The organism is Wenzhouxiangella sp. YN9 (genome assembly GCF_056324165.1).
In genome coordinates, this window is the sequence record NZ_JBJNIP010000055.1 from 64,714 (window position 1) to 78,245 (window position 13,532).

General features: G+C 62.6%; 8 protein-coding genes and 5 tRNA genes. 3 read left to right on the top strand and 10 right to left on the bottom strand.

The window, feature by feature from the left end:
• Positions 1–24: 24 nt before the first annotated feature.
• The 9 genes from lon to ACEWQ0_RS02360 form a co-directional block, all read right to left on the bottom strand.
• Positions 25–2,442 (bottom strand): endopeptidase La, encoded by a 2,418-nt coding sequence (lon, locus tag ACEWQ0_RS02320; RefSeq protein ID WP_476481667.1) that lies wholly within the window; start codon positions 2,440–2,442, stop codon positions 25–27.
• A gap of 134 nt (positions 2,443–2,576) precedes the next feature.
• Complete coding sequence (clpX, locus tag ACEWQ0_RS02325; protein WP_476481666.1) at positions 2,577–3,836, bottom strand: ATP-dependent Clp protease ATP-binding subunit ClpX; 1,260 nt, start codon at positions 3,834–3,836, stop codon at positions 2,577–2,579.
• A gap of 72 nt (positions 3,837–3,908) precedes the next feature.
• Positions 3,909–4,514 carry an ATP-dependent Clp endopeptidase proteolytic subunit ClpP gene (gene clpP / locus ACEWQ0_RS02330; protein WP_476481665.1) on the bottom strand — a complete coding sequence of 202 codons (606 nt, stop codon included), beginning with the start codon at positions 4,512–4,514 and terminating at the stop codon, positions 3,909–3,911.
• Positions 4,511–5,794 carry a trigger factor gene (tig, locus tag ACEWQ0_RS02335; RefSeq protein WP_476481664.1) on the bottom strand — a complete coding sequence of 428 codons (1,284 nt, stop codon included), beginning with the start codon at positions 5,792–5,794 and terminating at the stop codon, positions 4,511–4,513. The genes clpP and tig overlap by 4 nt, the downstream gene beginning before the upstream one ends.
• Positions 5,795–5,865: 71 nt before the next feature.
• A tRNA-Lys gene (locus tag ACEWQ0_RS02340) sits at positions 5,866–5,941 on the bottom strand.
• A 4-nt stretch (positions 5,942–5,945) separates the two neighbouring features.
• Positions 5,946–6,021 (bottom strand) — tRNA-His (locus tag ACEWQ0_RS02345).
• Positions 6,022–6,088: 67 nt separating this feature from the next.
• Positions 6,089–6,165 (bottom strand) — tRNA-Arg (locus ACEWQ0_RS02350).
• Positions 6,166–6,202: 37 nt separating this feature from the next.
• Positions 6,203–6,279 (bottom strand) — tRNA-Pro (locus tag ACEWQ0_RS02355).
• Between the two features lie 292 nt (positions 6,280–6,571).
• Positions 6,572–6,648 (bottom strand) — tRNA-Arg (locus ACEWQ0_RS02360).
• 210 nt (positions 6,649–6,858) lie between these two features.
• Here ACEWQ0_RS02360 and ACEWQ0_RS02365 point away from each other — a divergent pair.
• The 3 genes from ACEWQ0_RS02365 to ACEWQ0_RS02375 all read left to right on the top strand — a co-directional run bounded on the left by ACEWQ0_RS02365 (position 6,859) and on the right by ACEWQ0_RS02375 (position 12,727).
• Positions 6,859–9,000: a cytochrome D1 domain-containing protein gene (locus ACEWQ0_RS02365; RefSeq protein WP_476481663.1), complete on the top strand. Its 2,142-nt coding sequence runs from the start codon at positions 6,859–6,861 to the stop codon at positions 8,998–9,000.
• A gap of 70 nt (positions 9,001–9,070) precedes the next feature.
• Complete coding sequence (locus ACEWQ0_RS02370; RefSeq protein ID WP_476484360.1) at positions 9,071–11,269, top strand: TonB-dependent receptor; 2,199 nt, start codon at positions 9,071–9,073, stop codon at positions 11,267–11,269.
• A 45-nt stretch (positions 11,270–11,314) separates the two neighbouring features.
• Positions 11,315–12,727, top strand: a complete 1,413-nt coding sequence (locus ACEWQ0_RS02375) for a dihydrolipoyl dehydrogenase (RefSeq protein ID WP_476484361.1) — start codon at positions 11,315–11,317, stop codon at positions 12,725–12,727.
• Positions 12,728–12,784: 57 nt separating this feature from the next.
• On the opposite strand, the gene ACEWQ0_RS02380 is transcribed toward ACEWQ0_RS02375, so the two are convergent.
• Positions 12,785–13,420, bottom strand: coding sequence for a bifunctional 4-hydroxy-2-oxoglutarate aldolase/2-dehydro-3-deoxy-phosphogluconate aldolase (locus tag ACEWQ0_RS02380; protein WP_476481660.1), 636 nt, complete (start codon positions 13,418–13,420; stop codon positions 12,785–12,787).
• Positions 13,421–13,532: the final 112 nt, after the last annotated feature.

A 13,532-nucleotide genomic window follows, 5' to 3' on the forward strand; every position in this document is an offset into this window, starting at 1 on the left:
GCCGGTGAACATCAGCGTCGAATATCAATGTGCGCGCACGCCTTGATTTGCTCGCCGCTTGCTCGACGCACCTTCACCCTCGCCTGCCTGATCGGCCGGCGGCAGCCCGACCAGGGCCAGCTCGAGCACTTCGTCGATCCACTGAACCGGCCGAATCTCGAGGCCTTTCTTGATGCGCTCGGGGATCTCGTCGAGGTCTTTCTTGTTCTCTTCGGGGATGAGCACCAGGCTGACACCGCCGCGTCGCGCGGCCAGGAGCTTTTCCTTGAGCCCGCCGATGGGCAGCACCTTGCCCCTCAGCGTGATCTCGCCGGTCATGGCGACGTCAGCACGCACCGGAACGCCGGCCAGCACCGAGACCAGGGCGGTCACCATGCCGATACCGGCACTTGGACCATCCTTCGGCGTGGCCCCTTCGGGCACGTGAATATGCAGGTCCCGATTCTGATGAAAGTCTTCGGGAATGCCCAGGGCGGATGCGCGCGAGCGCACCACCGAAAGCGCTGCCTGAACCGACTCCTTCATTACCTCGCCGAGCTGACCGGTATGCGTGAGCTTGCCCTTCCCGGGAACGGCAGCGGCTTCGATCTGCAACAGCTCCCCGCCGACTTCGGTCCACGCCAGGCCGGTAACCTGCCCGACTTCGTTGTGCTCTTCGGCACGACCATAACGATGCCTGCGCACGCCCAGATACTTGCTCAGGTTCTGGACGGTGACGTGACGCTTGTCGAGCGCAGCGTCAAGGCTGAGCTCCTTGACCACCTTGCGACAGACCTTGGCGATCTCGCGCTCGAGATTGCGCACCCCGGCCTCGCGGGTGTAATGGCGGATCATGTCGATGATCGCGCCCTCGCTGATCTGCAGCTCCGCTTCCTCGAGGCCATGCTCGCGCAGCTGCTTGGGCAGCAGATAGCGCGTGGCGATATTGAGCTTTTCGTCTTCGGTATAGCCCGGAATGCGGATGATTTCCATGCGGTCCAGCAGGGGCGCCGGAATGTTGAGCGAGTTGGCCGTCGCCACGAACATCACTTCAGACAAGTCGAAATCGACTTCGAGATAGTGATCCGAGAAGGTATCGTTCTGCTCCGGGTCAAGCACCTCCAGCAGGGCCGAGGACGGGTCGCCGCGGAAATCCATCGACATCTTGTCAAGCTCATCCAGCATGAACAGCGGGTTGCGCTTGCCGACCTTGCTCAGGCTTTGCAGCACGCGTCCGGGAAGAGAACCGATATAGGTTCGACGATGCCCGCGAATTTCTGCCTCGTCGCGCACACCACCCAGACTCATGCGGATGAACTCGCGCCCGGTGGCGCGGGCAATCGATCGCCCCAGCGAGGTCTTGCCCACGCCTGGCGGGCCCACCAGGCACAGAATCGGACCCTTGAGCTTCTTGACGCGCTTCTGCACCGCCAGGTATTCCAGAATGCGCTCCTTGACGCGCTCGAGACCGTAGTGGTCAGCTTCCAGAATATCGGAGGCGGCCTTGATGTCGTGGCTGATACGGCTGCGCTTTTTCCACGGCAGCAGCAACATCCAGTCCAGGTAGTTGCGAACCACCGTCGCCTCGGCCGACATCGGCGACATCATCTTGAGCTTGTTGAATTCGCTGCGAGCCTTCTCCAGTGCCTCTTTCGGCATGCCCGCCTTTTCGATCTTCGCTTCCAGATCACCCAGATCGTGGCCGGATTCATCGAGGTCACCCAGCTCCTTCTGGATGGCCTTCATCTGCTCGTTGAGATAGTACTCGCGCTGGCTCTTCTCCATCTGGTTCTTGACCCGGCCGCGAATGCGCTTTTCGAGCTTGAGCACATCGATCTCGCCCTCGATGAGCCCCATCAGAAACTCCATGCGATCAGCGACCGGTGCCAGCTCCAGAACGCGCTGCTTGTCTTCGATACGTACAGCCAGATGCGCGGCTATGGTGTCAGCCAGGCGGCTGGGATCTTCAATGCCTGACAGCGTGGTCATGAGCTCCGGTGGCACTTTGCGGCTGAGCTTGACGTACTGTTCGAACAGGCTCGTCAGGCTGCGCGTGGTCACGTCGAGGATACGCAGATCCTCCGACTCCTCGCTTGCCAGCTCGGTATAGCGCGCGGCGAGATATTCACCGTCGTTGTCGAGCTCATCGATGTGCACGCGCTGTCCGCCTTCGACCAGCACCTTGGTGGTGCCATCGGGCAAGCGCAGCATCTGCAGCACGGTCGCCATTGTGCCGCAGTCAAACAGCTCGTCGGGCCCAGGCTCTTCAACCTCGGGATTTTTCTGGGTGACGAGCAGAATCTGTTTGTCGACATTCATCGACTCTTCAAGCGCGCGCACCGAACGGTCGCGGCCCACAAACAGCGGGATGACCATATGCGGATAAACCACCACATCGCGCAGGCTCAAGACCGGCACGGGCTGGCGGGGCGGATTGGTTTTGCTGACGTCGTAGTCGGCCATTACTCTCTCTGCAGCGCTCTGCGGACCCAACGGCCCGTCAGGCTTGATGTGAACTGACACCAGATATTGGCGCCCGACCGGCTCGATTCAAGCCGGCGGATGACAATGAAGGACTGACAGCTGACGGAAATCGCTCAGGATTCCGCGCCGGCGCGTTGAGGCGGGTTCTCGTAGATGAGATAGGGCTCGGATTCACCGTTGATCACGGCTTCGTCGATAACGACCTTGGTCACATTTTCGGTCGACGGCAAGTCGTACATCACATCAAGCAGCACGTTTTCGATGATGGTGCGCAACCCGCGAGCACCGGTCTTGCGCGCCATGGCCTTGCGGGCAATGGCGTGCAAGGCGTCGTCGCGAATCTCGAGCTCGCAGTTGTCCATCTCGAACAGCTTGTAGAACTGCTTGACCACGGCGTTCTTCGGTTCGGTCAGAATGCGGACCAGCGCTTCGGCATCAAGCTCGGTAAGCGTGGCGACCACGGGCAAGCGACCGACAAACTCGGGAATCAGACCGTACTGGATCAGATCCTCGGGCTCGACTCCAGCGAGAATTTCGGAAACGTCTTCAGCCTCGGGGTTGCGCACCTCGGCGTGAAAACCGATGCCGGCCGACTGCGAACGCTCCTGAATCACCTTGTCGAGACCGGCAAAGGCACCGCCGACGATGAACAGGATATTGCGTGTGTCGACCTGCAGGAACTCCTGCTGGGGATGCTTGCGGCCGCCCTGCGGCGGCACCGAGGCCATCGTGCCTTCGATGAGCTTCAGCAGCGCCTGCTGCACGCCCTCTCCGGAAACATCGCGGGTAATCGACGGGTTCTCGGCCTTCTTGGAGATCTTGTCGATTTCATCGATATAGACAATGCCCTGCTGCGCCTTGTCGACATCGTAGTCGCACTTCTGCAACAGCTTCTGGATGATGTTTTCGACGTCTTCACCCACGTAGCCGGCCTCGGTCAGCGTCGTCGCGTCGGCAATGGTGAAGGGTACATTGAGCATGCGCGCCAGCGTCTCCGCCAGCAAGGTCTTGCCCGAGCCGGTCGGGCCAATCAGCAGGATGTTCGACTTCGACAGCTCGACATCATCGCGATGCCGCGAGGACTCAAGCCGCTTGTAGTGGTTGTAGACGGCTACTGAAAGCACTTTCTTGGCCGACTGCTGGCCAATCACATAGCTATCGAGAAAATCATGAATCTTGTGCGGTGTGGGCAGGCTTTCCGGCTCGGTCTCGCTGGCCCCCTCGAGCTCCTCGCGGATGATGTCGTTGCACAGCTCGACGCACTCATCGCAAATATAGACGCTGGGGCCGGCAATCAGCTTGCGCACCTCGTGCTGGCTCTTGCCGCAGAAGGAGCAGTACAGAATCTTGCCGTCGCTGGAGGATTCGCTCATGACCCGTAATTCTTCCCGATTCGTCCGTGGTTCTTCCCGACTCTAATGAATGGTAACCGAAAACACCCGCGGTTATTGTGACTGGCGGTCGCTCATGACTTCGTCAACCAGCCCGTAGTCGCTGGCCTCGCCGGCAGACATGAACTTGTCGCGGTCGGTGTCACGCTCGATCGTTGCCAGGTCCTGCCCGGTATGGCTGACCAGAATCTCATTGAGCGTATTCTTCATCTTCAGGATCTCACGGGCGTGAATATCGATATCCGACGCCTGACCCTGGTAGCCGCCCAGGGGCTGGTGGATCATCATCCGCGAGTGCGGCAGCGCAAAGCGCTTGCCCTTGGCGCCGGCGGCCAGCAGCAGCGCGCCCATGCTGGCGGCCTGGCCCACGCACATGGTGGCGACGTCGGGCTTGACGAACTGCATGGTGTCATAAATCGCCAGGCCCGCGGTCACCGCCCCCCCCGGCGAGTTGATGTAGATATTGATGTCCTTGTCGGGATTCTCCGACTCCAGGTACAGCAACTGCGCCACGATCAGGTTGGCGGCATAGTCCTCGATCGGCCCGACGATGAAGATCACCCGCTCCTTGAGCAGGCGGGAATAGATATCGTAGGCCCGTTCGCCCCGAGCAGACTGCTCGACGACCATCGGAACCAGGTTGAGTGCCTTCTCGTTCATGCTCGACCCATCAGCTCATTGAATGACATGAACTTGTTGCTTACCTTGGCATTTTCAAGCACCCAGTCAACTACCTGCTCTTCAAGAACCATGTTTTCGACCTGATCCATCAGGCGAGGTTCTGAACGATAAAGCTCGATCACCTGCTCGGGTTCGTCATAGGTTTCGGCCATCTCTTCGATTCTGGCCTGAACCCGGCCGGCATCAATGCTGATGTCGTGCTGGCGTGCGATCTCGGCCAGCAGCAGCCCCAGGCGCACGCGCTTTTCCGCACTTTCGCGCAGCTGATCGGCCGCTGGCGCCTGCTGAGCGCCACCCTGCTGCTGCAGCTGCTCCTGCATCTGACCAATTTCCTGTTCAACCGCGCTCGTCGGCACGGCCACGTCACCATAGCGCTGGGCCAGGCCGTCAGTCACCGCCTGCTTGAGTCGGTTGGTTATGGCATGGCGCAGCTCGCGCTCCAGGTTTTTCTGGATATCGGCACGCAACTGCTCGACCCCGCCGTCGACGCCGAAGCTTTCAGCGAACGCGTCGTCAACTTCCGGCAACTCGGGTTCCTCGACCGACTTGATCTGCAGCGTGACCTGAGCCGTTTTCCCGGCCAGGCTTTGATGGCGATAGTCGTCCGGAAAGGTCAGCTCGGCTTCCTTTTCTTCACCCTCGCGCACACCGGCCAACAGCGCTTCGAGCTCCGGAAAAGCGGCCAACTGCCCCAGCACAGGAGCGATTTCATGTTCGCCTGCGTCGGGCACTTTTTCGCCGTCCAGCTCGGCCACGTAACCCAGCCGCACGCGATCGCCTTCAGCGGCCGCGCGCTCGGCGGTCTTCCAGCTGCGGCGCTGCTCACGCAAGGTTTCGATCATCTGGTCGACATCGGCTTCACCGATTTCGGCCTCGGGCTGCTCGAGCTCGAGGTCCGAAACCTCGATCTCCGGAATATCGGGAAAAACCTCGAGCTCAGCAGTGAACTCGAGATCACCCTTCTCCTCGAGCGCCCCGGGCTCGATGCGGGTGACGCCGGCCACGCGCATTTCCTGCTCGCCGATTGCCTCTTGCAGGCTCGACTGCATGACTTCCTGCAGGATTTCCTCGCGCACCTGCGCGCCATAGCGTTGCCTGACGATATTCATGGGCACGCGACCGGGCCTGAAGCCCTTCAGACGCACCTGACGGCGCAGCTCGTTGAGTCGTCCTGAAACCTTGTTTTCGATGCGCTCACCGGGCACCTGGACGGTCATTTTCCGCTCCAGATCGCCCGTCTTTTCAACAGATACCTGCATGGTTTCGAGTCTTTGGTGAAGTGTCAGTCAGAATTGAACACAGCCGGCCGGGAATCCCGACCGGCCACAAGTGGTGGGCCGTCGGGGACTCGAACCCCGAACCAACTGATTAAGAGTCAGCTGCTCTACCAATTGAGCTAACAGCCCATGGTGGGGTGAGCGACGGGGCTTGAACCCGCGACCTCTGGAGCCACAATCCAGTGCTCTACCAGCTGAGCTACGCCCACCACTGAAACAAATTGTACGGCGACGCAAAATCGCCAATCCTTCATTATAACCCGTCTTGAAGACGGGTGGCGCGCCCGGCAGGACTCGAACCTGCAGCCCTCGGCTTAGAAGGCCGATGCTCTATCCGGTTGAGCTACGGGCGCATGAACCGCCTGCCCGGATCGTGCCGACGATACGCTTTGGTCGGGGTGACAGGATTTGAACCTGTGACCTACTGCTCCCAAAGCAGTTGCGCTACCAGACTGCGCTACACCCCGATTTCTCAAGCCGGCCAATATTACGGAATCGCCTGCCCGCGGTCAACCGCGAAAATCGCCCGGCGCCAACACCAGTGTACCCCCACCCATCGCGCCCCGGATACGAAAAAGCCCCGTCACCGGCGGGGCTTTCTCTTGAATCTGGCGCGCCCGGAAGGATGGCTGACGCTGCGCGTCAGCGAGCTCGCGCCTGCGGCGCTCGGTTCGAACCGACTTGTCAATTGTCGGAGGTTCGAATTTTGCCTCCGGATACGAAAAAAGCCCCGTCACCGGCGGGGCTTTCTCTTGAATCTGGCGCGCCCGGAAGGATTCGAACCTCCGACCGCCTGGTTCGTAGCCAGGTACTCTATCCAGCTGAGCTACGGGCGCGTTTGTTGAAGCCGGGCATTGTCGTCGACCTGCGATTGACTGTCAAGCTCTACCCCCGGATTCTTTTCGGCAAGCTCGAAATGAAGGCCGGGCCGGATGGCTGCATACCCTTTGCAGGGGTTTTTGATCTGGCTCAATAGGCGCATCTGAAATACCCTTAACATGATGACCGGCAATACGCCAATACAGCCTATCTGGAGGGCAAAAACGATGATACGACCTCGATATCCCATGCACTGGCTCGGGGCCTTTGGCCTGGCGCTGGCGATGACGACTGCCTGCGTCGCCGAGACTCCGCAGGCGTCTTCGGCGTCGGGCGACGCGGAAGTTCATGCTGCCGAAGTGGCCAAGGCCGCGGCCGGCGACATGCAGGCCGGAGAAAAGCTCTACCAGACGCATTGCGCGGCCTGCCACCAGGGCGACGGCAGCGGCCTGCCGGGCGCCTTTCCGCCGCTTGCCGGCAACGACAACATCGCCGGTAACGCCGACTACGTCATTCACAACATTCTGGCCGGTCGCGAGGGTGAGCTGACCGTCGATGGCGTGACTTACAACGGCGTCATGCCCGCGATGGACTATCTCGACGACGAAGAGGTCGCCAATATCGTCACCTTCGTGTTCAACTCCTGGGGCAATGACGGCAGCAGCGCCAGCGTGGAACAGGTGGCCGCGCAGCGCGCACAGCTCGATGGCCCCGAGCTGGCGAAAAGCGACCCCCACCCGGGCGCAGGCGAAAGCCGTATCCAGTATCAGGGGGCACCCTCCCCGATCGAGGGCGGCAAGCGCGTCGTCACACCGGGCGCGCCGGACATGAGTCAGGCCGAGTTCGATCGCTCGCAGCAAATCTATTTCGAGCGTTGTGCGGGCTGCCACGGCGTATTGCGCAAGGGTGCGACGGGCAAACCGCTGACAACCGATATCACGCAGGAAAAGGGAAGTGCGTATCTCAAGGCCCTGATCAACTTCGGTTCGCCGGGCGGCATGCCCAACTGGGGCACCTCGGGCGAGCTCAGCGACGAGGAAATCGACGCCATGGCGCGCTTCCTGCAGCACGATCCGCCACAGCCGCCGGAGTGGGGCATGCCGGAAATGATGGATTCCTGGAAGGTGATGGTCGCGCCCGAAGACCGCCCGGATTCGCCGCAGCACGACTACGATGTGGACAACCTCTTCGCTGTCACGCTGCGCGACGCGGGTGAAGTCGCCATCATCGACGGCGACAGCAAGAAAGTCGTTTCCTACGTGCCGACCGGCTACGCGGTGCACATCTCGCGCGCCTCGAGCTCGGGCCGCTACTTTGCCACCATCGGCCGTGACGCCAAGGTCGACCTCATCGATCTGTACATGGACCCGCCGCAAGTGGTGGCTGAAATCAAGATCGGCATGGAGGCGCGCTCGGTCGAAAACTCCCGCTACAAGGGTTATGAGGACGAAATCGCCATCGCCGGCGCCTACTGGCCTCCGCACTATGTATTGATGGACGGCCAGACCCTGGAGCCGCGAAAGATCGTCTCGACCCGCGGCATGACCGTCGACACCCAGGAGTACCATCCGGAACCGCGCGTGGCGGCAATCGTCGGCTCGCATCAGCACCCGGAGTTCATCATCAACGTCAAGGAAACCGGACAGATCCTGCTGGTCAACTATGAGGATCTCGACAACCTCAAGACAACCACCATCGGCGCCGCCCGTTTCCTGCACGACGGTGGCTGGGATGCCAGCGGCCGCTATTTCCTGACCGCGGCCAACGAGTCCGACAAGATTGCAGTGGTTGACGCCAAGGATCGTGAACTCCAGGCCCTGATTGACGTCGAGCGCATTCCGCACCCGGGCCGTGGCGCCAACTTCGTGCACCCGGAATATGGTCCGGTGTGGGTCACCAGCGCACTGGGCAACGCCAACATCACGCTGATCGGCACCGATCCGGACAACCACCCCGAGCAGGCATTCAAGGTGGTCCAGGTGCTTCAGGGCCAGGGCGGCGGTTCGCTGTTCGTCAAGACCCACCCGGAATCGGAGAACCTCTGGGTCGACACGCCGCTGCATCCGGAGGAAAAGATCGCTCAGACCGTCGCGGTGTACGACATCAATGATCTCGACGCCGGTTATGAGGTGCTGCCGATCGCGGAATGGGCCGATCTCGGGCCGGGACCCAAGCGCATTGTTCAGCCGGAGTACAACAAGGGCGGCGATGAAGTCTGGTTCTCGGTATGGTCGGGCATGGAAGAAGAATCGGCAATCGTGGTGGTTGACGACAAGACCCGCGAACTCAAGCATGTCATCAAGGGCGAGAAGATCATCACGCCCACCGGCAAGTTCAACAACTACAACACGCGAAACGAGATCTACTGATCACCGTTTTGCAGATGCCTCCTCACGCGCCCCGGACTTCCGGGGCGCTTTGATATTCAGCGAATGCAACATGCCCATAAAACACCTGATCATCGCCGCCGCCGTGCTCCTGCTGGCGGCCCCCGCCCAGGGCCAAACCGGGTCACAGACAGAACGCAAGGAACAGGAACAGACCCCGATTCTTGATCGCATCACGGTAGTTGCCCACCGCCAGCCGCGCCAGGTTTCCGAAGTGGCCGGCACCGTCACCGTCATCGACCAGGAGCGCCTGGCACGCGACATGGTTCTCGACGCCCCTGACCTGGTGCGCTATGAGCCGGGCATCGACCTCGAAGGCGGCGGTTCTCGCTTCGGCTTCAGCGGCTTTCGCATTCGCGGCATCGGCGGCAACCGCACCGCCGTGGTGGTCGACAACATTCCGGTTTCCGAACAGTTCGATACAGGCGCCTTCGCCGATACCGGCCGCGCCCTGCTTGACCTGGGCCTGACCCAGCGGGTGGAAATCCTGCGCGGCCCGGCCTCGACGCTCTATGGCTCCAAGGCGCTTGGGGGCGTCGTCGCCATTTCCACCATCAGCGCCGATGACATCATGGCCGCCGGTGATCACGGCACGCGCATCAGTCTGCACGGTGCCAGCGACAGCGATCGCGCCCGTCTGGGTGGAGCCACCGCCTTTCGCAAGGGTTCCTTCGACCTGCTGATTGCCGGCGCCGGCCAGCGCAGCAACGAAATCGACGCGGCCAGCCGCCCGGAGAACACGCCGCGCGACCTGCTCGACCGGGATCAACAGCGGGTTCTGCTCAAGGCTCGTCATGACGTCGCACCCGGAGCATTGCAGCTGACGCTTGACGGCAATCGCGAAACCCGGAAAACCGATCTTCGCGCCGCGCTTGGAAAAAGCGCCCAGTTGGCCAGCACCAAGCGCTTGCTGGGCGACGACCGGCGCATCAGCTGGCGCCTGGTGCTTGATCAGGACCTCAACGCCATCGGTCCGATCAGCCGCGGCGGCTGGCGCATCTGGCATCAGGACAGCGACACACGGCAGGAAACCGACGACCACCGCCCTGCCGCGCGGGTGCCCGTGGATGTGTTCCGTCGCTTTGAGTTCGACCAGTCCACTGCCGGTATCGGCGCCGATCTGGAATCAGATCTGACCATCGGCGGGCTGAACCACCGTATCGGCTATGGCTTCGAGTACACCCGCTCCCGGGTCAGCACGCTGCGCGACGGGCGCGAGACGCGTCTGGAAGACGGTCGCACAAGCAATGTCATTCTGGGAGAGGTTTTCCCGCTGCGCGATTTTCCGCGCAGCCGGATCACTGAGCTCGGCATCTATCTGCACGATGAAATTCACCTGTGGCAGGGTGGACCGATACTCAGCCCCGGCATTCGCTGGGAGCACTACGACCTCTCCCTGGGCAGCGACCCGCTGTTCGATCAATCCTTTCCCGATGCCCACCCAACCGAGCTGAGCCTGAACCGCTGGCTGCCCCGCCTGGGCCTGATCTGGCCCATCAGCCCCTCGCTGGAGTTTTTTGCCCAGCACGCACGCGGCCTGCGAGCGCCGCCATTCGGAGACGTCAATATCGGCCTGGAGTGGCCGCAGTTTCGGGTGCGCGCGATTGCCAACCCCGACCTCAAGCCGGAAAAGGGCCGTACTTTCGAGGCCGGCCTGCGCTGGCGCGGCACCAATGCCCGGGCTGAAGTGGCGCTGTATCGCAACGACTATCGGGACTTCATCCAGTCGCGCGCGCCGCTGGGCTTCGACCCGGAGTCGGGGTTCAACCTTTTCCAGTCAGTCAATCGCGATCGCGTGCGTATCGAGGGCGGAGAGCTGCGTCTCAGGCATCGGCTCGGGGCCGGCTTCAGCGCTGAGCTTGCCGGCGAATGGTCGCGCGGCGAGGACCGCATCAGCGGCCGCGCCCTGCCTGGCGTCACCCCGCCCACGGCCATCGTCGAACTGGCCTGGCGCCACCCGGCAGCCGACTTCGAGACCCGCCTGATCGCCACGGGCGTACGCGGCCAGCGCGAGCTGGTGGACGCCGAAGGCGAAGCCCTGTTCTCGGCGCCAGGTCATGTCACCATCGATTGGCTTGGTCGCTGGTTCCCGCGGCATGACCTGGAGATCGGCTTCGGCCTGTTCAATCTCGCCGATCGCAGGTACTGGCAAAATGGCCGAGTGATCGGCTACGCCCCTGACGACCCGACGTTGCCGCTACTGGCCGAACCCGGCCGCTGGGCGATGTTGAGCCTGACGTGGCATCGCTGACGCGCTAGGCTGATGGCATTGAACCGCGCACTGGAGAGATCGGATATGCCGCACCACCGCCTGATTATCCTGGGAGCCGGCACCGCCGGCCTGAGCGCCTGGAAACAGGCGCGCGAGCTCACCGACGAAGTGATTCTCGTCGATCCGGGCCCGCTGGGAACGACCTGCGCCCGTGTCGGCTGCATGCCGTCAAAGGCCCTGCTGCAGCTCGCCGGCGAAGTGGCCAGCAGTCGCCGCTTGCACGCCGAAGGCTTGATTGCCGGGCCGCCCGGGCAGCTTGACGACGCTGCGGTCATGACCCAGGTGCGCGCCCTGCGCGATCGCTTTGCCGCCGGGCCGATTCGCGCCACCGACAAGATGGGCGAGCGCTTCATTCATGCTCCGGCACGCTTCATCGGCCCCGATCGGGTCGAAATCGATGGCGTCACTCACAGCGCTGATGCAATTCTCGTCGCGACCGGCACCCAACCCTTCGTTCCGCCCGACTGGCCGGCGCTGGGCGCCAGGCTCGTGACCAGCGACAGCCTGTTCGATCTGCCGTCGATCCCCGCGCGCATCGGCGTTATCGGTGCCGGCGCCATCGGCAGCGAGATTGGCCAGGCCTTTGCCATGCTCGGTGCCGAGGTGCATCTGTTCGGGCGTGATCAGCGCCTGGCCGGCATCGATGATTCGGCCATCAACCAGGTCATGCACGCCGCCTTTTCCGAGCAGATGACGCTGCACCTGGGCGCTGATGCCCGACCGACGCCAGCGGGCGACGGCGTCGAAATCCACTGCGGCGACCAGACCATCGAGGTCGACCTGGTCGTTGCTGCCATCGGCCGACGTGCGCCGCTGGACGATCTGGGGTTGGAGCACCTGGGCGTGGCGCTCGACCAGCGCGGCCTGCCCGAGATCGATCGCGAAAGCCTGCGCGCCGGCGATGCCCCGGTCTGGTTCGCCGGCGACGTCAACGGCATCCGCCCGCTGATGCACGAAGCCGCCGACGAAGGCCGCCTGGCCGCCTGGCATGCGCTGCATCCCGAAGACGAGTGCCTGGCCCGGCGCACGCCAATGGGCATTGTCTTTACCGAACCACAAGTCGCCTGGGCCGGCCTGCGCAGCAGCCAGCTGCCCGACGAGGCCCTGACCGGCGAGGCCGACTTCAGCCGTCAGGGCCGCGCCGTCATCAAGGGCTATCGTCACGGCCAGATGAAGGTTTTCGCCGACACCTCAGGTCGCCTCATCGGTACGGAAATGGCCTGCGCCGGTGCCGAACACATGGTTCACGAGCTGGCCTGGCTGATCCAGCAGCGCACGGGCGTGATCGATGCGCTCAAGCTGCCCTTCTATCATCCGGTGCTCGAAGAGGGCCTGCGCACCGCCCTGCACGGCATTCGCCGCCAGCTGCCCAAGCGCGAACGCCGGCCCGATCTGCCGCTGTGCCGCCCGCCCGAGGCATCGCTGCCCGGCCTGTAGCGCCACTTGCCCGACGGAAGGGCAAGCGCCCGCCCGTCGAACGGATCACCCGCAAACTCAGTCGCGGTCGAGCGCTGAAAGCAGTCGACGAGCGCGCTGCTCGATGGCGTCGAAGTCACCGGCGGCGATCAACGCAGGGTCGAACAACGGCGCGACAAAGCCAATCGCATGCGCCCCGGCAGCCAGCCAGTCGGCGGCGTTGGCTTCGGTCACGCCATGGGTAGGCACGATGTTGAGAAACGGCATCGGCCCCAGACAGGCACGCACGAAATCCGGACCGATGCCGGGCGCGGGGAACAGCTTCTGAAGCCCGGCACCCGCACGATGGGCGCGCAGCATCTCGGTGGGCGTATGCGTGCCCGGCATCGCGGCCACACCCAGGTTGGCGGCGGCTGCGATGACGGCCTCGTCGGTCACCGGCGAAACCACGAACTTTGCCCCGGCAGACACGGCCTTTTCTGCCTCGTCTACCGTCAGCACCGTGCCGGCACCAAAGACGATGTCCGGATAGCGCTGCGAAAAATCAGCGATCAGCTCGTAGACGCGCGGCACCGTGAGGGTGAATTCACAGATCGTGAACCCGCCGCGCACGGCCGCTTCCATCGCCTGATGGGCGGCATCGGCGTCATCGGTGCGGAGAATGGCGGAAGCCCGGACATTGCCGAGCTGCTGGACGAAATCCTGTGGTGACATTTATAAAAGCCAGTGTGAAGTGTCAAGTGTAAAGTGTAAAGAATCAAACCAAAACCACCAACATCAAAATCGTCGCAACGATCTTCACACTTCACACTTCACACTTCACACT